Below are 25,311 nucleotides of genomic sequence, written 5' to 3'. Positions count from 1 at the left end.
CGCAAAGATAAGAAACTGGGAAGCCTGAGATGGACAAGAGCTATAGAATGCTGGAACAACTTCTGTAAAATGTTTATCTTTTACTACAACTTCGCGAGGGGGTGATAGTGTTATTAGGACAGGTCCGGGTGTTTTCTTGTAGAGTCCCGAAACCTTTGAAACGTTTGCGACTTCACAGAAGCACCTCATGCCCAAAAAGTTAAAATAGAATTTGGTTACTAACCATAGTTAAGTAATCTAAATAAGTAACGTAGATATTCATACCGACGTTACTGTATATTTTCAGGAGGTGTTGATGGGTGGATGCACGATGGTGTTTGATGGCGATACTTGCGGTTCTGTGGATAGCATCGCCAGCCAGCGGCGTCGCTGTTGGAAACTTCGCGGATCTCGGGAACAAGCTCGTGGTATCCGGGGAGACGGTGACGCTCAAGGCTCCTGAGGGCGATTATATCTATGACTGGTCCGCTGAAGTTGATGGCAGGATCATAGCCCAGGGGGACACGCAGGTGTTCACCTTCACCGCCCCCACGGTCACGCAGGAGGATGTGTCTAAGACAGTCACGGTCAACCTCCTCATAAGAACCGTGGTGGGTGGATGCGTCAACCAGGCGTCTGGAACGATAACCGTGTACCCGATGCCTGTGTGCGGCATAGATGGTCCGAATGAGGTGACCGCTGAGGAGATCGCGACTTACAAATACGCTGGCGGGACTGAGGGCAAGCTGACATATGAGTGGAGCGTGGATGGAACTCCTGCAGGTGAGAATTCTGATACCCTCGAGGTTGACTGGTCCAACTACGTTCCTGGAGCGCACAGGGTTGGGCTGAAGATCACAAAGGACTACTCAGATGTGGTTCCGAACGAGCGCGAACCCTACAGATCCGTGAGCTGTGAGTTTCCAGTGAACGTGGGCTACACATCAGGTCTTGCTGTCACAAAGACCCCATCTGTTAACACTGCCAGGGTCGGAACTGAGATAACATACACATATGTGATAACAAACACAGGAACGATACGCATCAAGGACATAGTTCTCAAGGACGACAAGCTGGGCGAGATAAAGCCTGATAAGAATATGCTCAAGCCAGGCGAGACCGCGACTGCAACTGCAAAATACACTGTTACAGAGAAGGACCTGCCAGGGCCTCTCACAAACAACGTGACTGCAATCGGCACCGAGATGCACACAGGAAATCAGGTTGTGTCAGATCCAGCAACATCCTCGGTCACACTCGAGTATACAGCAGCCATGACATTGGACAAGTCGGCGACGCCAAAGCCTGCAAGTGTTAAAGATACAGTTACCTACACATACACGATCGTAAACAGCGGAGAGGTCACTCTCAAGAGCATAGAGATATCAGACGACAAGATAAGCAACATAAAGCTCGAAAAGAAAGAGCTCAGGCCGGGAGAGTCAACGACAGCCACCGCCACATACAAGGTCACAGAGTCGGATCTGCCAGGGCCGATCGCCAACAAAGCCACAGTCAAAGCTCTTGATGTTCTTGGGAATGAGGTTGTTGCGACAGACACCGAGTCCGTGGATCTGATGTATACAGGGAGCATAAAGATCGAGAAGAGCGCAAGCCCATCTTCTGCAAACGTCGGCCAGACTGTGACGTATACGTACAAGATAACCAACACCGGGGACGTGACTCTGAGTGAGATCAGCGCTACAGATGACAGGCTTGGCGAAATCTCTCTCACAAAGAATACCCTGGCGGCAGGAGAGAGCATCACCAGCACCAAGACGTACCAGGTCACTCAGAGAGATCTGCCTGGACCCATAAGAAACAATGCCAGCGTCAGTGCCAAGGACGTTTTAGGGAAGGATGTAACAGCGAGCGCCCGGACAATTGTGGACCTGACGTACAAAGCAGCACTGAGTGTGACAAAGACTCCGACGCCATCGCCGGCTGGAATCGGTCAGATAGTGACCTATGAGTACGTGGTGACCAACACCGGAGACGTCACGCTCACCGGCGTCTCTCTCGATGACAGCGAGCTCGGCAAGATAGCTCTGAGCAGAGATACGCTTGATCCGGGTGAGAGCGCCACCGGCACGGCCACTTACACAGTAACTGAGAACGATCTGCCAGGTCCGATCACCAACACAGCGACCGCCTACGCCATCGACCCGATGGGCAACCCTGTCTCAGCTTCTGCAACAGCATCTCTTCCGATATCATATACATCATCGATAAGCGTCGAGCAGAGACCGTCGGCGGATAGGGTATCCCTTGGAGATAGCATCACTTACACGTACACAGTGACAAACACAGGATCGACGACGATATCTGGCATCACACTGACGGACGAGAGGTTCGGCTCGATCAGCCTGGATAAGACAACGCTCAGACCAGGAGAGACTGCAACAGGCACATACACCTACACACCAACCCAGGATGTCATCGGCGAGGAGCTTAGCGGAAAGCTATCGAACAGCTGCAAGGCCACAGGCTACAGCCCTGTGAGGGAGATGGTCACAGCCTCAGCCACCTCAAGCGTTGAGGTCAGCAGGGAGCCTCTCACTCCAATGGTCGGGTGCGTCAACGACAACGGCGATGGCACCTACACGGTAACGTGGGGATACACCAATCCCAACAAGGTCGCGGTGAAGCTCGGACCCGGCAAGAGGAACATGTTCAGGCCTGGCAATGAGCGCCAGGGGCAGCCTGAGGTCTTCGAGCCTGGCGTGAAGGAGAACGCTTTCACCACCAGATTCAAGGAGAAAAAGATCGAGTGGGTTCTCGATGAGACCGCAGCGTCTGCGGACAGCGGTGCGACATGCCCGAGCATATGCGCGATAGAAGGCTCGGATACCCTCTGCACCAACAAGGAGGAGGAATACAGCGCGAACGTGCCGCTGGTCAAGGGCGAGAGGTACGAGTACGAGTGGAGGCTCAACGGGAAAACGATAGGAACAGAGGATACAGTGACGATATCCGGGTCTGAATACAAAGAAGGAGATGTCCTGACGCTGGAGCTGCGTGTGACAGCGCACAGGAAGAATCCGTATACAGAAGAGGAGGTGCCTCTGAGCCAGTACTGCACAAAGGAGATCAAGGTGATACCCGAGCCGGCCGCAGAGATAAAGATCCAGTAGCAGCTATATGCTGCACAACAATTTTAGCGAACTACCGCGTCCTGAAGGGCGCGGATCACAATTTTATTGATACAGATACATTCAATTATCATATCAAATAGTTATCTGCAATCATCTCTTGGGAATGGATGAATCCGCTCCAGCGATTCAGCATGACCAAAATGCTATTATCGTATGAGGGCAGCTCTGAGTCTCCGATGGCCAAGCAAAAGAAAAAGGCGAAGAGCGGGGAGAGAGAGCGGAAGGAGACCCCCCAAAAAACACCGGAAGTGCAGGCGGAAGCCAGGAAGGTCTTGAAGAAGAAGACGCCAGAGGAGCGCAGGAGGGCGCAGGTAGAGGGGATAAAGAAGACGCTTGTATCCTCTATCCTCGGGATAATCTCCGGTGTTTTGTGCTACCATCTTCTCGGCACCGGAACCGATATGATGCTTGGTGGGGTCAGGGTGGAGTGGCACTTCATTCTTCTGAACCTGATACTCATCACAACGATAGTGCAGAGATTCATATACCCGCTCATAGGGATAGACGTCCTCTCCTTTAAGGGGAAGGACTGGTTCTACGTCGAGTTTATCGTGGTGGATCTTTGGGCTGTGACCTGGACCATACTCCTGAACTGAGGTGCCTTTCATGAGGATAGCGGTTGTCAACAGAGATCGGTGCCAGCCGAGGAAGTGCGCCAGGGAGTGCGAGTACTTCTGCCCGCCTGTGCGCACAGGAGATGAGACGATAGTCTTCGTTGATGACAAGCCTGTTATAACAGAGAACCTCTGCGTGGGCTGCGGGATATGTGTCAGGAAGTGCCCGTTCGGCGCGATAACGATAACAAACCTGCCTGAGGAGATCGGCGCGCCGGTGCACCGCTACGGCAGCAACGGCTTCGCGCTATACGGCCTGCCCATACCAGTCGAGGGAAAGGTCACAGGCCTTCTGGGGCCGAACGGCATAGGCAAGTCTACAGCCGTTGCGATACTCTCGGGGCTTCTGAGACCGAATCTCGGGAGAGATGCCAGCTGGGATGATGTCCTCGAGAGGTTCGCAGGCTCGGCGATAGGTGATTATCTCAAGAGAGTCGCTGAGAAGGGCGTCAGGACAGCCTACAAGCCGCAGTACGTCGACAGGATACCAAAGAGCTACAAGGGATCGGTCAGGGAGCTTTTGAAGAGAACGGATGAGAGAGGTGAGCTCGACGTTCTCGTGGACCGTCTCGCCTTAAGGCCGCTGCTGGACCTCGAGATAGACAGCCTCAGCGGCGGCGAGCTGCAGAGGGTGGCCATCGCAGCAACAGCCGCGCGTGATGCCGAGTTCTACTTCTTCGATGAGATAAGCCCCTATCTTGATATCAACCAGAGGATCCTGGCCGCGAGAATGCTCCAGGACCTCGCCTCTAACAGGGCTGTGATGGTCGTCGAGCATGACCTCGCGCTTCTGGATCTGCTTGCTGAGAGCGTTCATCTCGCCTATGGAACCCCGGGAGCCTACGGCGTCATAACCAGGCCGAAGGGCATCAGGGTCGGGATAAACCAGTATCTGAGGGGCTTTCTCCCTGAGGAGAACGTCCGGATACGATCGGAGAGCATAGAGTTCGAGGTCCACGCTCCGAGAGATGAGAAGGATGTTCCGGTTCTTGTGGAGTACGGTGAGTTCTCCAGGAGCTACGAGAGATTCGAGCTCTTGGCGATGCCTGGTGTTATAAGAAGGAGCGAGGTTGTGGGGATCCTGGGGCCAAATGGGATAGGAAAATCAACGTACATAAAGATCCTGGGCGGCATCGAGAAGCCCACGAAGGGCGAGATCGATGTGAAGCTGAAGATCTCCTACAAGCCCCAGTACCTGAAAGCGGAATCTGATGTCACAGTGGAGGCGCTCCTCAGGAGCATAACGCACGATTTCGATAGCAGCTACTATCAGTCTGAGTTCGTAAAGCCGATGGCGCTCGAGCGGCTTCTGGATCAGAGGCTGACAGAGCTGAGCGGGGGTGAGCTCCAGAGGGTCGCCATAATAGCATGCCTGAGCATGGACGCGGATCTGTATCTCCTGGATGAGCCGTCGGCCCATCTCGACGTCGAGCAGAGGATGATGGCCGCCAAGGTCATGAGAAGGTTTGCAGAGTCCACAGAGCGGTCTGTCGTGGTCGTGGATCACGATATCTACCTGATAGATATGCTCTCAGAGCGGCTGATAGTATTCGAGGGCGAGCCGGGTGTGAGAGGAATCGCAAACCCGCCATGCGATATGCGTGAGGGGATGAATCGATTCCTCTCAGCGATCGGTATAACATTCAGGCGTGATGAGGATACAAAGAGGCCTAGGGTGAACAAGCCGGGATCGAAACTGGATAGGGCCCAGAGGGAGGCCGGAGAGTACTACTATGCAGTGAGCTGAATCGCACATGTAGTGAGATGTCGATGAGCTGCGACGAGATGTCCATTGACCAAAAGTGCGCAGCCTGGTTAGAACAAGGAGCTCTCAGATAAATATGTCCTCACACAAAACCAGTGGCGATGAGGAAGAGGCAGCTTGAGATCCTGCTTCAGCGTGTGAGGGGCTTCACAAGCCCGTCTGCGACGATGGAGCAGTACATGACCCCGCCATCGCTCGCATCGGATCTGCTCCACATGGCTCACATGCGAGGCGAGCTAACCCAGGTCCTGGATCTCGGCTGTGGCACAGGCATCCTGGCGATCGGGGCCGCGCTTATGGGCGCGGAGGCATATGGAGTGGATATAGATCGCCAGGCGCTGAGGATCGCGCGTGAGAATGCTGAGATGCTCGGCGTGCATGTGGACTTCGTCCTGGGGGATATCGAGCGCATCGCGTTCCGCAGGGTAAAAACCATCATCATGAACCCTCCTTTTGGCGCACAGCACGCCAGCCTGGGTGATCGGGCTTTCCTCAGGAAGGCTGTGGAGATCGCTGATGTCATATACACCATCCACAATGCAGGAAGCCTGAACTTTGTTCGCAGCTTCGTCTCTCCCTGCAGGATTGAGGAAGTCTATAAAGCAAGAATTCCAATTAAAAGGACATTCGAGTTCCACAGGAAAGATGTGGAATGGATAGAGGTTGAGTTATATAGGATTGTGTGCAAGTAGTGATCAGATGTCAGGCACAACCGATGAAGTCAAGGATAAGCAGATTGGGAAAGCCCTGGTCCTTCCGGGCGACAGGATAGGCTCGGCCGAGGAGTTCGTCCCCGGGCACGATACATACGTCTCCGGGGGCAACATATACGCCTCAACCACTGGCGTGGTAGATATCGATCCCGAGAGCCGCCTTGCGAGTGTGATACCGAGAAGCAACGCCCTGCCCAGGGTGGAGAACGGGGATATCGTCGTCGGGGAGGTTGTTGATATAAAGGAGAATCTCGTGATACTGGCGCTTGCGTTCAAGAAGGGCTACGAGTCCAGACCACTTCCGGAGCTGGACGCAACCATACACATATCAAATGTGAAGAGCTCCTATGTCAAGGACCTGAAGCAGATGTTCGGTCTGAGGGATATCGTGAGGGCAAAGGTCGTAGATGCGAGACAGATGCGGCTCTCGACGGAGCCGGAGGATATGGGAGTGATAAAGGCGTACTGCAGCAGCTGCACGACACCGCTTGTAAAAAAAGACGGCCGGCTGGAGTGTCCTGAGTGCAAGCGGACGGAGATGAGAAAGCTGAGCACCTACTACGGCACAGGGCTTGTTTAGGAGGTATGGATTGAACCTGAAGGTTCTGAAGAAGACTGAGGATGAGCTCAGGATAGAGTTCGAGGGGGAGCGGCATACGCTGCTCAACCTCCTGAGAAGCGAGCTGCTTAAGGACGATAGGGTTGTGATAGCCACCTATGATGCGAAGTTCCCTATAATGGACAACCCCGTCTTCAGACTCAAGACGAGAGGCGCAGATCCGCTGGACGTGATCAGAGATGCATCTGCCAGGATAGCGGGTCTCTGCGACGAGTTCCTCAGAGAGTACGATGAAGCAGTGAGATGAAGAAGCCGCAGATGATGGAGATCGACGGCTCGTATGGCGAGGGCGGCGGCCAGATCGTGAGGACCTCTGTGGCGTTGTCCGCCCTCACCGGTATCCCCGTCAGAATAAAGAACATCCGCCGCAACAGGCCGAAGCCCGGGCTTGCAGCGCAGCATGTCAGGGCCATCGAGGCCCTGGCAAGGATATCGAGAGCTGAGACAAGAGGCGTGCATCTCGAATCCGGAGAGATCGAGTTCATTCCCGGCAGGATATCCGCAGGGAGCTATGATGTGGATATAGGCACCGCGGGGAGCGTCACGCTCCTAATCCAGTGTGTGCTTCCTGCGCTCACCGCTGCAGAGGGGCCTGTCACATTGACGGTCAGGGGCGGCACAGACGTCCGGTGGAGCCCGACCGTCGATTATCTGGAGCATGTGGCACTTCCAGCTATGCGTCTTTTTGGTGTTGCTGCCAGCTTCAGGTGCGAGCGGCGCGGGTACTACCCGAGAGGCGGAGGGATTGTGGTGCTGAGCACTAGGCCGTCCCGGCTCAGGCATGCCAGGGTGGAGCGCATCGATGAGAGCATCCGCGGGATATCACACTGCGGATCCCTTCCGGAGCATGTGGCGAGGCGTCAGGCTGATGCTGCGCTCGAGCTCCTGAGGGAGAACGGATATGAGGCGAGAATAGACATTCAGGCCGTGAGCTCTTCATCCCCTGGAAGCGGGATAACGCTCTGGTCCGGGTGCAGGGGATCGAGCGCGCTCGGCGAGAGGGGCGTCCGCGCAGAGGACGTCGGGAGAGAGGCCGCGAATGCGCTCATTGCGGAGCTTGGAGCCGGGGCATCGGTGGATGTTCATCTCGCGGATCAGCTCATACCTTACATCGCGCTGGCCGGCGGCGAGTACACGACGCGTGAGATCTCAAGCCATACCAGAACGAACATCTGGACGGCACAGAGGATCCTGGGGTGCAGGATAGATATCGATGAGGGAGAGGTCTTCAGGATACACAGCACCGGCTCAGGGTGAGGATACAAGAGCAAGCGGTTCATCAGCCGGCTTCGATCGCACGGTGCTTTTCGCGCTTGCTGTATCTCTTCTCATCCTCACCTCAGGCTCGCGGTCCCTCGATCTGAACAATGCTACGGTTGTGGATCTGGCCGGGGGCAGAGCTGTGATAGAGCAGCCTGTATCCGGAAAGACCTTCAACATCACGGCGATAGCCAGGATCGAGAACATATCTGTTATGAGCAACTCTAATGTTGTGAGATGCAGCGTGGAAGAGAGCTTCTGGAGGGGCGTTTACAGGTACAGGATCGCTTCTGATGAGCCAGTCTCCGGTATTTTGAGATACGAGGCGCCCATGCGTGGGCAGCAGTTCGTATCTCCAGTGCTTCTAAACGGAACTGTCGCCGTCATGATTCCGGAGGGATACACAACGGGCGCCAGGGCTCTTGGTATTCCAAGGCCGGGTCCGTATGAGATCATCGAGGGGAACCGCACAGCTGTTGTCTGGAGGCTCGAGAGGGACTCAATCATAGAGGTCGGATTTTACAGGAATGACGCCCCCCAGATACTCGGCTACTTCTTTGTGCTCCTCCTGGCTGCAGGGATTTTCCTGGCTGCGGGCTACTACTCCAGCATCAGAAGGCTTGAGGCCATGCGGAGAGGTCTGAGATAGGTGCGAGAGCTGCAGCTTCAAGCACCCCTTGCTTCCCGCATACATCCCGGAGTCCCGCGAGAAGCCGTCTCAGGACTGCATCAACACTTGACTGCAGAGAGCCACTGCCTCTTGCTTCCATGACCTCCTGCGACCCTCGAGGGCGGCTAGATGAGTCCGGTTTAACTCCCTCTGCTAGCAGGGATCCGGCCTCGGAGACCCCCGCCCTCAGGCAGACCTCCTCGCGAACCTTTCAGTGCTCGAAGAAGCCATCGAGGAAGAGCATTTGCTCAAAACTTCTGTGATAGAATAACAAGAGACGAGACTTGAATTTCTCAGTTTTCTTAAGTATAAACAGTAATGGCAGCACAGAGATAAACTTAAATTCGAGCTTGATCAGGATGATACAATGATTCCTACAGCTTTTTGCTCAAATAACGCAATTTAGCTATTTTTAAGCAAAATTTACCGATTAAAAGAGATAATTTTCAAATTCGGTCCAAATTCACATCGATTTATGACATGGAGCAACCAGTTTCGTGAGGTAAATCCATTTAAGTTTTTTTATATCGTGTGCAGAGATGTGATAGATGCTGCGGAGAGGCTGCTCGCCTTCCTGGCTGTGACCTCTCTCTTCATCGGTGGGACAGGCTTCTTCAAAACATACATGGCAAGCGTTCTGCTGGGGATCGAGCCGAGCATGACGATATGCCTTGCGGTATTTCTTGTCTCATTCAGTGTTTACACGCTGGACAAGCTCGTGGATCTCGACCGGGACGTCTCGAACATGCCGGCGAGGAAGCAGTTCCTCTATTCGCGGAGGAAGATCTTTATGGGGCTGGCGCTGTCCGCTTACATCACAGCCGCCCTCATCATGGTTTATGTGAGACCTCAAGCGCTGCCTCTGGTATTCGTGCCGGTGATCGCAAACGCTTTTTACGGGATGCGTCTGCTCCCGTGGCTGCCGAGGCTGAAGGATATACCGGTGATGAAGAACGTCGTCGTGGGATCTGCATGGGCGGTTGTGACGGTGCTCATTCCGGTGCTGGATGGCGGTTATAGCAGCCCGTGGATCCTGGTGCTGTACTTCATATTCATAAAGACGTTCATCGACACAGTTCTCTACGATATACGCGATCTCGCCGGCGACAGGCTCAGCGGCGTGCGCACAATGCCCGTGATTCTGGGAGAGATGCCGACAGTTCTGCTGCTGCTCATCCTGAACACAACGATCCTGCCGGTCTCGCTGCTCCTTCCGGGAGATGGCAGAGCGATCGCCCTTGCGCTCACCCTCTACGGATACGCGTACATCGCATATCTGAGGAGAAGACGGAACCCTGTGGTCCTCGATCTGCTCGTCGAGGGAGAGTGGATGATGGCGTGTGCGGTGCTGTGCTTGCTGAATGCCGCGTAGCGGTGCGATTTAAGGATCACCTCATGGGTCAGGATCAGCGAGCTTCACGCCAGACGCACTGGGAGCCATGTGCTCTCCTCCAATCATCGTCAACTGACGCATTCAATTCGAAAACATATTTTTATAGATGCTGCGTGCTGGTGGCTAGAGATATCCCACCAACCGGAAGCAATATCAATTTCCCTTTGTAACAGTAAGCCGATGGACAGACCCGGCCTGGACGAGTACTTCATGGAGATCGCATCGGTTGTGTCAAAGCGATCCACCTGTCTCAGAAACAAGGTTGGCGCGGTGATCGTGCGGGACAAGCGCATCCTGTCAACGGGCTACAACGGAGCACCCACAGGGCTGGAGCACTGCGATGTTGTGGGATGTCTGAGGGAGAAGGTTGAGAGCGGAACCAGGCATGAGCTCTGCCGTGCGGTCCATGCGGAGCAGAACGCCATAATCCAGGCTGCTCTCCACGGAGTGAGCATCGAGGGCGCGACGCTATACTGCACCCACCAGCCATGCATACTCTGCGCCAAGATGATGATAAACGCGAGGATACGGAGGGTGGTGTACAGGAATCAGTACCCAGACGAAGGGGCTCTGAGGTTCCTGGAGCAGGCTGGGATTGAGGTCGTCAGGATCTGATCGGGGTCGAGCGAAGGGATCGCTCAACCACGTAGTCATGCTGGTGTTTGCGATCTATGCGCGAAGTATATGTTCCTATCGTCTGAGCCGAGCTCGAGGAACTTGCCTGTGGCGAGGATCATGTGGCTGTACCTCAGAGGTGCAACCCTTATGCCAGGACCCACAACAGATTCTTTCTGCAGCCTCACATTATCGCCGACCACAGGTATGCCCTTCCTGCCGTTGGACTGATCCGCGTCCAGCACGCTGTGCGCCTCGATTGTTGAGTATCTGCCCACAACAGCACGGTTCAGCCGAACTCCGTGCATTATGTTTGAGAAGCTCATGACCGCGCTGTTTCTTATCTCAACATCCCTCTCGATCATGCTGGTATGCCCGAGATGCGAGTTCTCTATTACGACCCCGGGCTCGATGCGGCAGTCCCTTCCTATGAAGACGCTGCCCCTGAGCTCGATATCGCCACGCTCCAGCATGCGACCTATGCGCTTCAGGGTCGATGGATGAATCCACTGGTTCTCCCTGTATTGGTGCCGGAAGGTGAAATGGCGCACATTTCCGGAGAGAACGTTCATGGTCGCCTGAAGAAGCCTCTCGGGGGTGCCGATGTCTATCCAGTAGCCCCTGAGAGGATAGCCATAGACATCGTAGCCGTTCTCGGTGAGATACGGTATGAGATCGCCTCCGATATCGCGGGACTTGTCGCCCATCTCTGCGAGGACGTCTCTTATCTCAGGAGAGAATATGTAGAAGGCGGTGTTGATCATCCTGCTCGGCTCAGTGCCTGCTTTCGGCTTCTCGATGAACCGCCGTATGCGCATATCGCTCTCCAGCTCCGCCACCCCGTACTGGGAGATGCTATCATCTCGGGGCAGCTCCTTCAGCGCCACGGTGAGAATCGGATTCCTGCGCCTGTGATACGCTATGAAGTCCTCAAGGTCGATATCTATGAGGTTGTCGCCGGAGACGACCAGAACGTCCTCGTCGAGCTTGAAGTAGTTCATGCAGTACCTGAGGGAATCTGCGCTCCCGTGATCCTCGTACTGCGGCTGGTAGCTGAACTCCTCGTGGTCGTCTATGCCAAGACGCTTGAAGAAGCCCTCACCTGCCTTGAAGTAGTTCGACAAAGCAAGCGTGTTCTCGAATCCCTTGCTGCCCAGTACGAACCTCCTGCACCCCTGGATGGCGAGAACTCTGAAGAGGACCGCTATTATCGCGGTGTCGCATACCTCCACCAGGGGCTTCGGCTGGCAGAGCGTGAGAGGGTACAACCGCGTGCCCCCTCCGCCGACTGTTGCTATGACCGGCGGTGGCATGAAATCGGGTGGCACTTCGTAAATATTAAGACTATCGCTCAGAAGTCACCCTCATAGAAATCAGCTGGGGTGCAGGGAGGGCGGAAGATCCGGTATTCGTGTCTGAGTAGCTGACCCAGGAATGTTCAGAAATCTGTCAGTTTAAGGAGAGAACTCCAGTCACACAGCCCTCAGAGTGCCCCTGCTCGTCTGTATCAGGGAGCCCTCCTGTCTCAGACGCGAGATAATCTCCTCTGCCCTGTCCCTGTCTATCCCCTCTGCCTCGGCCCTGTCAAGTACATCATCGATCTGGGCGCCATCCTTTCCTCCGAGCTCCCTGACTATGTTCAGCATCATCTTTGTCTTGTCCCTGGTGCTCTTGCTCATCCCTATGCTGATAACATCCGCATCCAGCATTCCCGTCTCCGGATCGACGCCCACCTTCTTCAGGCAAGACTCAACGATTCTTATGACCCGATCGACATCATATTCTGTGATCAGGTTGCTGAGCCTCAGCCTGGCGCTGGCTTCCCCGAGACGTATGAGCGCCTCGAGCTGTCTCGCCGTTACAGGCACCGGCTTGTTTCCATCCTGCCCCTGGCTCCTGAGATTTATGTAATACTCCTTGAACCTCTCCATCGCCACATCTGTGAGCGTCGGGAATATGTTCTTCCTGGCATAGGCCACATACTTCCTGAGCAGCTCCGGCTCTATCTCCGGCTTTATGATCTCCGTCGCGCTCTCGATGTCCTCATCGTTTATTGATGGATTTATGCTCCTCTGGGTGGAGAGCTCCCCAGCATAGTTGCTCCTCAGGATGTGGGTGGCTATATGCGCATCCCTTTCAGCATTCGGCTCATCGGTCAGAACGAATATCAGGTCGAACCTGGACATCAGGGCCGGGGTGAGGTTTATCTGCGGCGCTATCGGCTCGTACTTGTCGAACCTTCCCATCTTAGGGTTCGCAGCTGCGAGCAGCGCGCACCTCGACTTCAGGGTCGCCATGACGCCTGCCTTTGCAACGCTGATCGTCTGCTGCTCCATGGCCTCGTGCAGAGCTGAGCGGTCGTCCGGGCTCATCTTGTCCATCTCGTCCACTGCTGCTATGCCCTTGTCGGCGAGCACCAGCGCCCCTGCCTCTATGGTCCACCTCCCATCTCCGAGCTCGTCCTTTATCGCAGTCGCTGTAAGGCCGGCAGATGTAGAGCTCTTTCCAGACGTGTATATGCCCCTCGGAGAGAGCTTCGCCATGTACCTCAGAAGCTGCGATTTCGCAACCCCCGGATCTCCAACCAGGAGTATGTGGATGTCTCCCCTTATCCTCGCTCCATCCGGAAGCCGTTTTGAGAAGCCGGAGACGAGCTGCAGGGCCAGGGCCTCCTTAACATCCTCATAGCCGTAGATGGATGGAGCGATCGATCTCACGATCTTTTCATAAATATGAGGATCCCTGCTCAGCTCGAGAATCCGTTTCTCATCCTCAGGCGATATCTCGATCTCCTCGAACTCCTGCTCCATCATCTCGATGCTGATCCCGTCAAGAAACAGGTCGAAGTACGTGCTCTTCCCGCTCTGTGTCGTCCTCTGATACGATCTCAGGATCCCGTTGATTATCACCCTGTCTCCGGGGAAGATCCTGCCAACGAGATCGTCGCCGAGCTCCACGTCCAGTGTCTGTGGCTGCTCTCCGCCCCTGAGATCCTCTGGAGATTCCTGAACGCGAACCTTCTGCGCGTCGACGAAGTGCGATCTCTTCGGGAGCAATCTGAATGGGCCTCTTCTGTCGCACGCCTCGTTTGGGCACTCATACGGCTCGATGAACTTCGTCCCCGACTGATCGACGTAAAAGACATGCCCGCACCGCTGGCACTCATATGCAGCCCTGACTATCTTCGGCCTGACCTCTGTCGCTGTCCTGACCTGGCCCTCGATGGCTATGAGCTTCCCGATGTGATCGCTTCTCAGGTCTCTGGTCTTGAGGTGCTGCGGCAGGTTCACAACCCTGACATGCGCCCCGCTCAGATCCACATCCACAGGAAGCACAATCTCCTGAAGGGCGCTGTGTGCAGCATCCAGCATCACATCGGGATTCTCAAGAAGGTCGTCCGCGAACTCTGTGTCGTATCTGTCTAGATCCGAAAAATCCACGATCAGGCTTCTTGTTGATGGATACGACTCCGCCAGCTTCAGGAGATCGTCCCAATACCTGGAGCGTATGAACTCCTCCCATTTTGAAACAGGATCGTACGACACAGACTGCCCCCGATGAGAGATGCACGGATGGTGTGAATGCTCCCGCCATGAATGGCGGAGCTTCTAAGCCTACCGCCAGAGACTGCGTTCCCTGTCTCATATGTGATAGATCCCCAGGCGGCACTTCGAGTCTTCTTAGAGATCTTGGAGTGGAATTGTTTGTCGTGAGGTATATAGGAATCGCTCCGACAGGGGATCCGCTCACATCCTCAGGGGTCTTCTCGCTTCGCCCTCTCCACTAACAAAGATAATTGGAGTTTGTGTCTTTTAAAAAGTGCCATGTTGAAGAGGGGCAAATATAGCGAACCTTCTCCCGGGTTAGCTTCATATTCCGGACTATGACGCCGGAGTTAGATGAGACGCGAAATAATTTCGGGACTCTACAACACAGCAGTCGCATATGCTGTGTTGAATAACAAATATCTCTGGGGTCGGATGCTATCGGTTTTTGCCAGATATTTGAATCTGCATGAATTCGGCCTCTGCTATCGGATTCATTATTCAACACAGCAGTCTCATAGAAAAGTTTATATATCAGATCCATAACCATACTAACAAAAAGTTAGTAAAACGAGGTTAACAAGAGTCACACATGGGTATAAACAAGATAAAATTTTGTACCTAGATGTGATACATTATATGGAGGTCTTTGTATGACAGAGGAGGTAGTTCTGAAGGTCGGAGAGGCGCGAGCTTCCGATGTTGGAAGAGGAATCGCACGCGTGGATCCAGCTGTTATAAAGGAGAAGGGCTGGCAGGCCGGGGATGTCATAAGCATCAGGGGGAAGAAGCAGACTGCTGCACTTCTCTGGCCCGGCTATCCGGAGGATACCGGAACAGGCATAATCAGAATGGACGGTACGCTCAGGAGGAACGCCGGGGTCACCATAGATGAGCGTGTCCCTGTGCGAATCGTCCAGCCAGCACAGGCAGAGACCGTGGTCTTCGCGCCAACCGTTCCTCTCCGGATAACAGGCGGAGAGGAGTACCTGAGGAGGTACATGGAGGGCAGGGTGATCTCGAGAGGAGATGTCATAGAGCTCAATGTCATGGGGCGCAAGATCGATCTCGTCGCCGTTAGGGTCACGCCGCCAAGAGATGCTGTCGTTATAGGAGACCGCACCAGGATAGAGCTCAGCGAGAAGCCGGCGAAGGAGGAGAAGATGATACAGCGCGTGACCTACGAGGATATCGGCGGTCTGAGTGCTGAGATCAAGAAGGTCAGGGAGATGATAGAGCTCCCGATGAAGCACCCCGAGCTCTTCGAGCGGCTTGGAGTTGAGGCTCCGAAGGGCGTGCTTCTGCATGGTCCGCCTGGCACCGGCAAGACACTGCTGGCAAGGGCTCTCGCATCCGAGACCAACGCTCACTTCGAGACCCTGAGCGGCCCGGAGATAATGTCCAAGTACTACGGCGAGTCGGAGGAGCGTCTCAGGCAGCTCTTCAAGACCGCAGAGGAGAACGCACCCAGCATAATTCTCATAGACGAGATAGACTCGATCGCACCCAAGAGGGAGGAGGTCACAGGCGAGGTTGAGAGAAGAGTCGTCGCCCAGCTCCTCGCGCTCATGGACGGCCTGGAGTCGCGCGGCAAGGTCGTGATAATCGGCGCCACAAACAGGCCGGATGCCCTCGATCCCGCGCTCCGAAGGCCGGGAAGGTTCGACAGGGAGATCGAGATCGGAGTGCCGAACAGAGATGCCAGACTGGAGATCCTCCAGATACACACAAGAGGCATGCCCCTGAGCTCTGATGTGGATCTCGGAAAGCTGGCTGACGTAACCCACGGTTTCGTCGGAGCAGATCTCGCTGCCCTCGCCAGAGAGGCTGGAATGCGTGCTCTGAGGCGTGTTCTGCCGGAGCTGGATCTCGAGGTAGAATCGATACCGGCAGAGATCCTGAACAAGATCGAGGTGACGATGGCAGACTTCATGGACGCACTGAGGGATCTCGAGCCATCAGCGATGCGCGAGGTGCTTGTGGAGTCGCCCAATGTCCGGTGGAGCGATATTGGCGGTCTCAATCAGGCAAAGCAGGAGCTGATGGAGGCGGTGGAGTGGCCTCTGACCTACCCGAAGATCTTCGAGCACATGAAGGCCAGTCCGCCAAAGGGGATTCTCCTCTACGGACCGCCCGGCACCGGCAAGACCCTGCTCGCAAAGGCGGTGGCGACGGAGAGCCAGGCCAACTTCATAAGCGTCAAGGGCCCGGAGTTCCTGAGCAAGTGGGTCGGAGAGTCGGAGCGCGCTGTCAGGGAGACGTTCAGGAAGGCCAAGCAGGCCGCACCTGCTGTGGTCTTCTTCGATGAAATCGATGCCATCGCTCCCATGAGGAGCTCCGGATCTGCAGATTCACATGTGACAGAGAGGGTGATAAGCCAGATACTCTCCGAGATGGACGGGCTGGAGCCGCTGCACAACGTGATAGTCATAGCTGCGACGAACAGGCCTGACATAATCGACCCCGCGCTCCTAAGGCCGGGCAGGTTCGACAGGATGATAGAGATCGGGCCGCCCGATGAGGAGGCGAGGCTGGAGATACTGAGGATACACACTGCAAACAGGCCTCTTGCAAATGATGTTGATCTCGCTGAGATAGCAAAGCGCACCGAGAACTACAGCGGCGCGGATCTTGCGGCGGTGTGCAGTGAGGCTGTGATGCTCGCTATCAGGGAGTATGTGCTCTCCGGCAAGCCACAGGATGAGGAGTCGATAAAGAACCTCAAGGTGGAGCGCAGGCACTTCGAGGAGGCGCTGAAGAAGGTCAGGCCAAGCCTGAAGGATGTGCGAATACATTACACACTCCCGAGATGATCATCTGCGCCCGATCAGGAGACAACTGTTCGTCCCCTTAAGGGGGACGGGATGCCCCCTTTTTATTGATTTCTGTTCTCTTTTTGGCAACCTGCCCAGCCTGGCTGCCGCAAACGCCCATCTATAAAACCAGATCGCATAACACGGAAGTTTACGAGGTCCTCATAGAGAATGAACCGCTGCATTTAATTTCTGGCCCGCATCCTATGGGCGATCATGAGCAAGATTGGAAAATCGATAAGGCTTGAGCGCATAATAGACAGAAAGACTAGGAAGACAGTCATAGTCCCGATGGACCACGGGCTCACGGTAGGTCCCATACCCGGTCTCATAGATCTGGCAGCTGCCGTGGATAAGGTCGCGGAGGGAGGCGCGAATGCCGTCCTCGGGCACATGGGTTTGCCGCTTTACGGCCACAGGGGCTACGGGAAGGATGTGGGGCTCATAATCCATCTGTCAGCCTCGACATCGCTCGGCCCGGATGCGAACCACAAGGTGCTCGTGACCAGGGTTGAGGATGCGATAAGGGTTGGCGCAGATGGAGTCAGCATTCATGTGAATGTGGGCGCCGAGGACGAGGCAGAGATGCTGCGCGATCTTGGGATGGTCGCGAGGAGGTGCGATCTGTGGGGCATGCCGCTTCTCGCCATGATGTATCCGCGTGGCGCAAAGGTCAGGTCCGAGCACAGCGTCGAGTATGTGAAGCATGCGGCCAGGGTCGGGGCCGAGCTTGGCGTGGATATAGTCAAGACAAACTACACAGGCTCTCCTGAGACTTTCAGAGAGGTCGTCAGGGGGTGCCCCGCCCCGGTGGTCATAGCAGGCGGCCCGAAGATGGATACCGAAGCAGATCTCCTCCAGATGGTGTACGATGCGATGCAGGCTGGCGCTGCCGGCATCTCCATAGGGAGAAACATATTCCAGGCAGAAAATCCAACCCTGCTAACCAGGAAGCTCTCCAAGATCGTGCATGAGGGCTACACGCCAGAGGAGGCTGCAAGGCTGAAACTCTGAGGTCCCCGCAAGATCCCTGTTGCGTGCCCAAATAGCTGAAAAAGATCCTACAGCCACTGACAGAGTCCATGCGATGCAAACGCCTGCGGACCTCCACGTACACAGTACTTTTTGCCCGGAGCTGACCAACAGAGTGGACGCGGCTCTTCCCCTCTCGATTGGAAGGCCTGCACCAAAGCACATCAACACATTACTGGCGACTGGGTTTTTGGAGTGAGGGTCCCGGGCGTTCAACGCCCAGGAAAACAAGCGCCCGGACCGGGATTCGAACCCGGGTCGAAGCCTCGACAGGGCTTCATGATAGGCCACTACACCATCCGGACATTTCACAAGTCCCGCCTCCCAGATTCGAACCGGGGACATCGCGGTGACTGCGCGCAGCACCATGAAGGTGCTATACATACTACAGCCGCGCACTCTACCAGGCTGAGTTAAGGCGGGCCTCGCTATTGGTCGACTTGCTTATACTTAAGCTCTTCGATATAGGGCCGGGACCTGTCCGAATAAGATAAAAGCAAGAGCTGAGTATATGGTTACTTCAATGAAATTTAAAGAGGTGATGCCCGATGTCAGCTGCATCATCGATTTCTGTGTTATCCGGCATACCCCTCTTCAGCAGGAATAAGGTGCCTTTAGAAATTAAGCTTTTCTCGATATTATATGGTCTCATCCAGTGTGAGAGGACTGCGTCAGTTCTTGGTGTGGGCAAGCCGAGTGTACATTAGTGGATTATCCCCTTCGGTTTGCAAAAAGCTGCCTGGCCATCTTCTCGTAATTCAGATTGTAAAGTTCGTCCTCCAATGACTCCTTCTTTGCGGCCAGAGTTTCATTGAGGGCGTCTCGAAACTGCTTAAGCTGATTTAGGATGGGGCGTAGTGAGTGGAAAACACACCAAACCGGATCGATGTGCGTGGCGATTTTGAGATGCCCACATTGTAAAGCTGCCCGGAGGTCTCCGCGCCGCGTATCCTCTGACATTTTGATCTGTTCCTCAGTCATATACAAAAGTGTAAGCGGTGTTCATCTGATAAGTAAATACTTGCTCCAAAGATTGGAGTTTGCGCCATCGCTACCCGGGCTCACGCATCCCCTCATAGTCCTCGATGGCGCCACTTCCTTCAGCCAAAATTCAGGCCCGCTTACAGGCACTCAGAAGTCGATCCCGCTGAATCTCGATTGGGGATGACCGCTCTCCTGTATCTTGAGCAGCTTCTTCACATCAAACCTGCCCTGGAAGCTTGTGTGATCTCGAACCTTCTTCTCGAAGATCTTGTGCCATGCGGCATCCGTTGTCCATGTGCCGTTGAAGCTTGCTGAGACGTCCATAGCGATGGAATCGCACGGGCTTCTCGATCCGAAGAACGTCCTCTGTATCCGATCCATCTCTGTCACAGCGAAGCTCTCCTGGATCTCAGCTCCTATCCCGCCATAGATCGACCTGGATTTTATGACCTTGACTCCGACGAGCGGGACCGAGCCGAGATATGTCATGCGCGTAGTGTCGGTGAGGTTTGTGGGGGCAGATCTGCCTGAGGGCGCTGTGGCGATCTCATGTGTGGAGTCCATCTCGAAGTCGCCCTCTCCGTACATCACGTTGTAGTACTCCAGCCCGGATCTCCTGTCCACAGCTGATGTGCTGATATCGATGAGCCCTGTGCCTGCGACTCTGAGGACGTTCGTGTACTCCTCATGGTAGTTGTTTCCGGGAGATCCATGTACAGCAGAAGCTATGATCGCGAGAACGAGCAGAACTCTGAGAGATGTCGCTGCGCTCATGCTACTCCCACGGAGACATGATTATTTCGGATGTTTGTGTTTAAATTATCTTTGATCCGAAAAGGCAGGAGCTGACCGGCCACAGATTCCAGGAGCCAGAGCCGTCTCGAAATAAGCTGAATCAGAAGGGGGTGCCACAGGTGAGTGGAAAATAATTTGCGTGGCGATTTTGAACCGACCCTTCATCCGGGCCGGGGCCAAAACCGTTTAAAGCAATGCGCGCTACGCTGAATGGAGGCGTTTGGCTTTGCTCGAGATACTGAAGAAATCGCTCTACGATGCGCCTGTGTTCAAGAGAGGGGATTACAACTACTTCATTCATCCGATAACGGACGGAGTTCCAGAGACGAGACCTGAGCTGATAAGAGAGGTCGTCTGTCATATAATCAGGATCGCCGATCTGGATGTCGACAAGATAGTCACCGTTGAGGCGATGGGAATCCCAATTGGCGGAGCGCTCTCACTCGTGACGGATATACCGCTCGTGATAATTCGCAAGAAGATGTACGGACTGCCCGGGGAGATAGAGGTCAGCCAGGTAACAGGCTACTCCAAATCGAAGATATATCTCAACGGAATAAAAAAAGGAGATCGTGTGATATTTGTGGATGATGTTGTGAGCACAGGAGGCACAGCCCTCGCGGTGATGAAGGCGCTGGAGGCTGCGGGCGCTGTGATCAGGGATGCTGTTGTTGTCATCGAGAGAGGCGATGGCGCTGAGCGGGTGAGGTCATCCGGTTATCCTCTCAAAACCATGGTGAGGGTGGATGTTGATGAGAAGCGCGTCTTCAGTGTTGAGGAGGTCTCATTCAGGTCTTGAACGAAGATCTTGCTGCCGACCTCAGAGCTGAGACCGAGAAGTGGCTCGTGAGGGCTGATCAGAGGCTCTCGAGATGCAGAGGAGACGAGAGGTTTCTGAGCAACATAAAGGCCTACATCAGCGACTCAAGGTACTTTCTTGGGAGAGGAGATCTCATCCGGGCATTCGAGGCTGTCATCTGGGCATGGGCCTGGCTCGAGATAGGTGAGGAGCTGGAAAGAATAAAATGCTGACAGGGCTCTAAGCTCGTCCGAGCTTGAGCGGGCGGTCGATTCGCGCAACATGCCCACAAAGGACATCTAATCAGAATGCTCCTCTTCTCTCTTACTGATACGCGTCTCGATATTTCTGCCGTATCCAGGATTCACCTCGATATCCCCATCGAAGACAACGCTCCCCCTGACCAGGGTCATCACAGGGAATATCGCCCTCTTTCCCTCATACGGCGTCCAGTCGGCCCTGCTGTGAAGCCTCTGCACATCGATCCGCTCCTGCCTCTTCGGATCGAAGATCACCAGATCCGCATCATTCCCAACTGCGATCTCCCCCTTGGATCTCAATCCCAGGATTGATGCGGGCCTTGCTGATAGAGCATCAACAGCCCTCTCCAGGGTTATCATGTTGCTCTTCACAGCGTAGAGCATGAGGGGAAGCATGGTCTCCACGCCAGGGACGCCGGGAGGTGCATGCCATATGTCGTCTCTCTTCTCCTCGGGGAGATGTGGCGCGTGGTCTGATGCGATGACATCTATATCCCCTCTCCTCAGGCCATCCCAGAGGGCATCGCATTCTGTGGGATTTCGCAGTGGAGGATTCGTCTTGAGAAATGTACCTAGGCTCCTGTAATCCCTTCTGCTCAGAAAGAGGTGGTGCGGTGCGACCTCACAGCTCACCCTTCTCTCTCTTCTCCTCCGCACCAGCTCCAGGCCATCGGCTGTCGAGATGTGACAGATATGGAGCCTGCATCTTGATATGCTAAGAGCCCGATCTATCGCAGAGACCTCTGCGATCGGCGGCCTTGCCCTGGAATGGACATCGGGATCTCTGATCTCTCTGAGCGGCTCCGAGTATCTCCGTATGACCTCTCCATCCTCTGCGTGCACCGTCGCCAGCGCGCCGAGCCGCGCGACCTCCTCTAAAATTCTGGCCAGCCGCTCGTCGCTCATCTCGTACATGAAGATCTCGCCGATCGCAGATGCCCCTGCCCTGAGAAGGGATTCGACGTCACCGGGCCCGCCGTTCAGGCAGAAGTCGACGACAGAGCTGCGCTTCGCCAGATTCAGCTTATCCATATACGAATCCGCGTCCATGACCGGCGGATTTGTGTTGGGCTGATCGACAACGGTCGTCACGCCGCCAGCAGCCGCGGATATCGAGCCGCTCTCCCAGTCCTCCTTGTGCGTGTACCCCGGCTCCCTGAAGTGGACGTGCATGTCTATGGCCCCAGGTATGACGATCATGCCGCTGGCGTCGATCCTCTCAGCGGCTTTGTTGTACCCTCCCAGGGCCGCGATCCTTCCGTCTTTAATCCATATGTCTGTGCTCAGCAGTCTGTTACCGCTGTAAACTCTGCCGTCTTTCACCAGAAGGTCCATCATGCAGCATTCTCCGGTACCGGGTTCGCGTCTGCCTCAGAGCTTGTATCCGAACCTTCTCAGAAGGCTCCGCCGCTCAGCAACCTTCTCAGGCCCTTCAACACCCTTTGGCGAACTCCCATCTATCACTCCGAGTATGCCGCTGCCCTGCTCGGTCGACGCCACAACCACCTCCACAGGGTTGGCAGTGGCGCAGAAGATGCTGCAGACCTCCTGAACGCCCTTGATGGCGTTGAGAACGTTTATCGGGAACGCGCCCTGTATAAGGATGACAAATGTGTGGCCGCATCCCAGCGCGAGCGAGTTCCTTTTGGCGGCGTCCTTCAGAGCGTCATCGTTACCCTCCAGCCTTACCAGGCAATCGCCGCTCGCCTCTGAGAAGGCTATTCCAAATCTCGCGCCTGGCACGCTTCCCGCGATCGCCTCGTATAGATCCTCTGCTGTCTTTATGAAGTGGCTCTGACCGAGTATGAGGTTTGAGCCATCGGGTATCTCCATTCTCACGGTCTTCAGTTCCATTTCGATCACCATTCCAGATATCCCGACCACCGACTTATCGGTTGCGGACCTGTACTAACGCTTCTTGCGCAGCCCCTTCCCCCGCCTTTCAGAGCTCCTCGACCCCAGTGCAATTGAAGTGAAATAGTACGCGGTCATGAATATCAGCGAAGCGACCAAAGCCTCGACCGCGGACTCGATAGCACCCAGCCCATGACCGAAGTATGTGTAGAGATCGTAGATGGTGAAGAAGATCGCTCCGATCAGCACGGTCTGGAAGGGCAGAGCCATCGCCCTGAACCTAAACAGCATATGCTCGATCATATCTGTGTAGATCCTTTCCAGTTCTGCTCATATAAAGCCTGGTCCACCAGATCGTGGTCAGAGGTGCTATGATGAGAACGCTGAAGATGCCGCCGGCCGTGGACCACAGCCCCTCCAGGCCGGTGCCCTCAAAGAACATCCCGATTATGCTGAACGCCATCGATAATCCCAGTGTCACAAGCCAGAGCAGGAATACATCGAAGATGTTCCCTCTGAAGAAGCGTATGCTTGCCCTGATTCCTGAGACAGCGCTGAGGGAATCGACCACAATGGCAGGAGAGACGACAGCGAGGGCCATGGAGATCACTATGAGTATCAGGCACATGGCCAGGATCCAGGCGATCACGAGAGCCACGAGCCTTGGATCTATCTGCTCAGGGGCCTGAGCGACGCTAGACAGGACGTCCATGGATACGAACGGCACGAATAACGCGCTGACGACCAGAACTCCAAGGGCGTAGATGATCACGCTCAGGAGGGATGCCAAGAAGAGCCTGATGCAGTATTTTTTTCCAGAAGACCACATCTCCCCAAGGGAGGAGAAGCCGGTCGCGTTCGCGCTTCTCGCCATGCCAGTCGCTCCTGCCGTGAAGAATGAGCTGACAAGCAGCGCGAGTACAAAGAACAGCAGCATGTACGCTCCTATAATCAGTCCCTTCTCCTCGAAAGCCTGGATCAGCTCCTCCGGAGGTACATTCTCGATGTTCGCGAAGGACTCGGGCATGGTTCCGAGGATGGAGATGAACAGCAACATGACCAGCAGCCCTATGGCGATAACATCGAGCACAAAGGGGACGCATATACCGAGATTACTTCTCCAGGTGGAGAATCCCCTCCCTATAATCGCTCCGATCTCCTCGTACATGCTTGAAACACGTACTTCAACCTATTAAATTGCTGCCTGTTCCCGGCATAACATTAGCAGAATATCGATGTGATGCTCCTGTCCATCTGTCGTGGAGGCACTGGTCCAGCAATGCGCTCTGGATGAGAATTGGTGCTTCCATCACCCTGCTTGCACGACCTCCGAGTTGCAAAACAAAAGTGTCAGTTGTTGCGTTTTCCCTCGCTCCAAAATATTAGAGGAGATCCGGGTGAGGGATCTCCCTGAATATGCATATCTCGCGATCAAAGGAGCGCAGCGGCCATAAGCGTCGGGGTGGGTTTTGACATCTGCACGAGATCGTTCACTTTTACGAAACTCATTCCCCTCTCAGATGCATCGTCGATAAATCGCTCAAGCGCGTCCATATAATCTCCAGAACCTGAGATGTAGCTTGTTATGAGCACGACCAGCGGCTCACCTCTGCTCATAGCATCATCCATGCCTCTGGATAGAATCGAATACCACTCATCTCCGCTCATGTTCATCCCGGCCGCGCGTCTGTCGCTGAGCATCACGGTCCCTGAGTCTGATGCGATCGATGTCACTGGAACCACGTACAGGGTCGTGTTGTCCAGCAGGTATGGCCTGGATGCATTGGCGCTGAAGAACATCCCATCATCTATTATGTAGCTGATTCCGAGGCTCTCAAAGATCGCGAAATCGCTCTCGTTTATCCTCTCTGATGGCCTGTATCCCACAACGCTCTTCTTCTCAGTTCCGCAGATGTAGCAGCTCTCAACCTCCCGTTTGGCCTTCCTGATAGCTCCCATCGATATATTTTCGCCACCTGGGCCGTTCATCGCCATCTCGTGGTTTGCTCTTGCGCCTATCCTTGTTATGAATAGCGTGTACTCATTATCAGCTGCAAGATCCCCTGTGGTGAGCACTGTGAAGTTTATATTTCTCGGATCGAGTATGTTCAGGATATTTGTGGTGTAGTTGATGACATACTCCCGCGCGTCTCCCGCACCGGGTGCGGAGACGTCGAGTATCAGTGCCATTTGCGGCTTTTGATCCATTGAGACGCTCTCATTCACAGCGCTCACATTCTCCGAAACGTTCTGGGATACTGCTCCATTTATACCAGACAGAAAGAGAACAATGAGGAGTGCTGATGGTATTCGCATTTCATCACCTCGCACATAATCGCTCCTTCCCGTATCTATGATTAGTATCATACATACTTATAATACTTTTTGCAGTTCCTGTCAGGCTGCCGTTCTGCATGAATATCTCCGCATCGGTATTCATTTCCTG

General features: G+C 54.7%; 22 protein-coding genes and 2 tRNA genes. 14 read left to right on the top strand and 10 right to left on the bottom strand.

Annotation, left to right across the window (positions count from 1 at the left end; genetic code table 11):
- Nucleotides 1–320 precede the first annotated feature (320 nt).
- From NQU42_RS05775 to NQU42_RS05730, 10 genes are all read left to right on the top strand, one after another.
- Nucleotides 321–3,113: a hypothetical protein gene (locus NQU42_RS05775; protein WP_296609797.1), complete on the top strand. Its 2,793-nt coding sequence runs from the start codon at nucleotides 321–323 to the stop codon at nucleotides 3,111–3,113.
- Between the two features lie 197 nt (nucleotides 3,114–3,310).
- Nucleotides 3,311–3,730 carry a hypothetical protein gene (locus NQU42_RS05770; protein WP_296609795.1) on the top strand — a complete coding sequence of 140 codons (420 nt, stop codon included), beginning with the start codon at nucleotides 3,311–3,313 and terminating at the stop codon, nucleotides 3,728–3,730.
- Between the two features lie 10 nt (nucleotides 3,731–3,740).
- Entirely contained in the window at nucleotides 3,741–5,495 is a 1,755-nt protein-coding gene (locus NQU42_RS05765; RefSeq protein WP_296609794.1) for a ribosome biogenesis/translation initiation ATPase RLI, read from the top strand.
- 119 nt (nucleotides 5,496–5,614) lie between these two features.
- Nucleotides 5,615–6,205 (top strand): METTL5 family protein, encoded by a 591-nt coding sequence (locus NQU42_RS05760; protein ID WP_296609792.1) that lies wholly within the window; start codon nucleotides 5,615–5,617, stop codon nucleotides 6,203–6,205.
- Nucleotides 6,206–6,212: 7 nt separating this feature from the next.
- Complete coding sequence (locus NQU42_RS05755; RefSeq protein ID WP_296609791.1) at nucleotides 6,213–6,806, top strand: exosome complex RNA-binding protein Csl4; 594 nt, start codon at nucleotides 6,213–6,215, stop codon at nucleotides 6,804–6,806.
- Between the two features lie 10 nt (nucleotides 6,807–6,816).
- A complete protein-coding gene (locus NQU42_RS05750) occupies nucleotides 6,817–7,092 on the top strand; it encodes a DNA-directed RNA polymerase subunit L (RefSeq protein WP_296609789.1) in 276 nt (91 codons plus the stop codon).
- Between the two features lie 11 nt (nucleotides 7,093–7,103).
- The gene (rtcA, locus tag NQU42_RS05745; RefSeq protein WP_366070182.1) at nucleotides 7,104–8,102 is read left to right on the top strand and encodes an RNA 3'-terminal phosphate cyclase; all 999 of its coding nucleotides are present in this window, start codon (nucleotides 7,104–7,106) and stop codon (nucleotides 8,100–8,102) included.
- Entirely contained in the window at nucleotides 8,059–8,754 is a 696-nt protein-coding gene (locus tag NQU42_RS05740) for a DUF5803 family protein (RefSeq protein ID WP_296609787.1), read from the top strand. Before rtcA ends, NQU42_RS05740 begins: the two co-directional genes overlap by 44 nt.
- 550 nt (nucleotides 8,755–9,304) lie before the next feature.
- Nucleotides 9,305–10,147 (top strand): UbiA family prenyltransferase, encoded by an 843-nt coding sequence (locus NQU42_RS05735; RefSeq protein WP_296609786.1) that lies wholly within the window; start codon nucleotides 9,305–9,307, stop codon nucleotides 10,145–10,147.
- A 201-nt stretch (nucleotides 10,148–10,348) separates the two neighbouring features.
- Nucleotides 10,349–10,783 (top strand): dCMP deaminase family protein, encoded by a 435-nt coding sequence (locus tag NQU42_RS05730; protein ID WP_296609785.1) that lies wholly within the window; start codon nucleotides 10,349–10,351, stop codon nucleotides 10,781–10,783.
- Between the two features lie 35 nt (nucleotides 10,784–10,818).
- Here NQU42_RS05730 and NQU42_RS05725 read toward each other — a convergent pair whose 3' ends face one another.
- Both NQU42_RS05725 and NQU42_RS05720 read right to left on the bottom strand, forming a co-directional pair.
- Nucleotides 10,819–12,096 carry an NDP-sugar synthase gene (locus NQU42_RS05725; RefSeq protein ID WP_296609784.1) on the bottom strand — a complete coding sequence of 426 codons (1,278 nt, stop codon included), beginning with the start codon at nucleotides 12,094–12,096 and terminating at the stop codon, nucleotides 10,819–10,821.
- A gap of 159 nt (nucleotides 12,097–12,255) precedes the next feature.
- Nucleotides 12,256–14,328, bottom strand: coding sequence for a minichromosome maintenance protein MCM (locus NQU42_RS05720; RefSeq protein WP_296609783.1), 2,073 nt, complete (start codon nucleotides 14,326–14,328; stop codon nucleotides 12,256–12,258).
- A 653-nt stretch (nucleotides 14,329–14,981) separates the two neighbouring features.
- Here NQU42_RS05720 and NQU42_RS05715 point away from each other — a divergent pair.
- Nucleotides 14,982–17,141 carry a CDC48 family AAA ATPase gene (locus NQU42_RS05715; protein WP_296609781.1) on the top strand — a complete coding sequence of 720 codons (2,160 nt, stop codon included), beginning with the start codon at nucleotides 14,982–14,984 and terminating at the stop codon, nucleotides 17,139–17,141.
- Nucleotides 17,142–17,357: 216 nt separating this feature from the next.
- The gene (locus tag NQU42_RS05710; RefSeq protein WP_011695720.1) at nucleotides 17,358–18,155 is read left to right on the top strand and encodes a 2-amino-3,7-dideoxy-D-threo-hept-6-ulosonate synthase; all 798 of its coding nucleotides are present in this window, start codon (nucleotides 17,358–17,360) and stop codon (nucleotides 18,153–18,155) included.
- A 250-nt stretch (nucleotides 18,156–18,405) separates the two neighbouring features.
- Here the strand turns inward: NQU42_RS05710 and NQU42_RS05705 are convergent.
- The 3 genes from NQU42_RS05705 to NQU42_RS05695 form a co-directional block, all read right to left on the bottom strand.
- Nucleotides 18,406–18,478, bottom strand: a tRNA-Asp gene (locus NQU42_RS05705).
- A gap of 10 nt (nucleotides 18,479–18,488) precedes the next feature.
- Nucleotides 18,489–18,596 (bottom strand) — tRNA-Tyr (locus tag NQU42_RS05700).
- Nucleotides 18,597–19,304: 708 nt separating this feature from the next.
- Nucleotides 19,305–19,931, bottom strand: a complete 627-nt coding sequence (locus tag NQU42_RS05695) for a hypothetical protein (RefSeq protein WP_296609779.1) — start codon at nucleotides 19,929–19,931, stop codon at nucleotides 19,305–19,307.
- Between the two features lie 247 nt (nucleotides 19,932–20,178).
- Between NQU42_RS05695 and hpt the strand changes: the two genes are divergently transcribed.
- Both hpt and NQU42_RS05685 read left to right on the top strand, forming a co-directional pair.
- Nucleotides 20,179–20,751: a hypoxanthine/guanine phosphoribosyltransferase gene (gene hpt, locus NQU42_RS05690; RefSeq protein WP_366070180.1), complete on the top strand. Its 573-nt coding sequence runs from the start codon at nucleotides 20,179–20,181 to the stop codon at nucleotides 20,749–20,751.
- On the top strand, nucleotides 20,748–20,984 hold the full coding sequence (locus NQU42_RS05685; protein WP_296609776.1) for a DUF357 domain-containing protein: 237 nt from the start codon (nucleotides 20,748–20,750) through the stop codon (nucleotides 20,982–20,984). The genes hpt and NQU42_RS05685 overlap by 4 nt, the downstream gene beginning before the upstream one ends.
- Nucleotides 20,985–21,050: 66 nt before the next feature.
- Here the strand turns inward: NQU42_RS05685 and NQU42_RS05680 are convergent, their stop codons facing one another.
- The 5 genes from NQU42_RS05680 to NQU42_RS05660 all read right to left on the bottom strand — a co-directional run bounded on the left by NQU42_RS05680 (nucleotide 21,051) and on the right by NQU42_RS05660 (nucleotide 25,181).
- Entirely contained in the window at nucleotides 21,051–22,349 is a 1,299-nt protein-coding gene (locus NQU42_RS05680; RefSeq protein ID WP_296609775.1) for a dihydroorotase, read from the bottom strand.
- 33 nt (nucleotides 22,350–22,382) lie between these two features.
- Complete coding sequence (locus NQU42_RS05675; protein ID WP_296609773.1) at nucleotides 22,383–22,865, bottom strand: adenosine-specific kinase; 483 nt, start codon at nucleotides 22,863–22,865, stop codon at nucleotides 22,383–22,385.
- 54 nt (nucleotides 22,866–22,919) lie between these two features.
- Nucleotides 22,920–23,156 (bottom strand): hypothetical protein, encoded by a 237-nt coding sequence (locus tag NQU42_RS05670; RefSeq protein ID WP_296609772.1) that lies wholly within the window; start codon nucleotides 23,154–23,156, stop codon nucleotides 22,920–22,922.
- A complete protein-coding gene (locus NQU42_RS05665) occupies nucleotides 23,146–24,033 on the bottom strand; it encodes a hypothetical protein (protein WP_296609770.1) in 888 nt (295 codons plus the stop codon). Before NQU42_RS05665 ends, NQU42_RS05670 begins: the two co-directional genes overlap by 11 nt.
- A 263-nt stretch (nucleotides 24,034–24,296) precedes the next feature.
- Entirely contained in the window at nucleotides 24,297–25,181 is an 885-nt protein-coding gene (locus NQU42_RS05660; RefSeq protein WP_296609769.1) for a hypothetical protein, read from the bottom strand.
- Nucleotides 25,182–25,311 lie beyond the last annotated feature (130 nt).

Origin of the sequence: Methanothrix sp. (assembly GCF_024518575.1) — an archaeon.
GTDB lineage: Archaea > Halobacteriota > Methanosarcinia > Methanotrichales > Methanotrichaceae > Methanothrix_B.
Note: the sequence above shows the minus strand (reverse complement) of the source record. Positions and strands in the feature narration are given on the sequence as shown.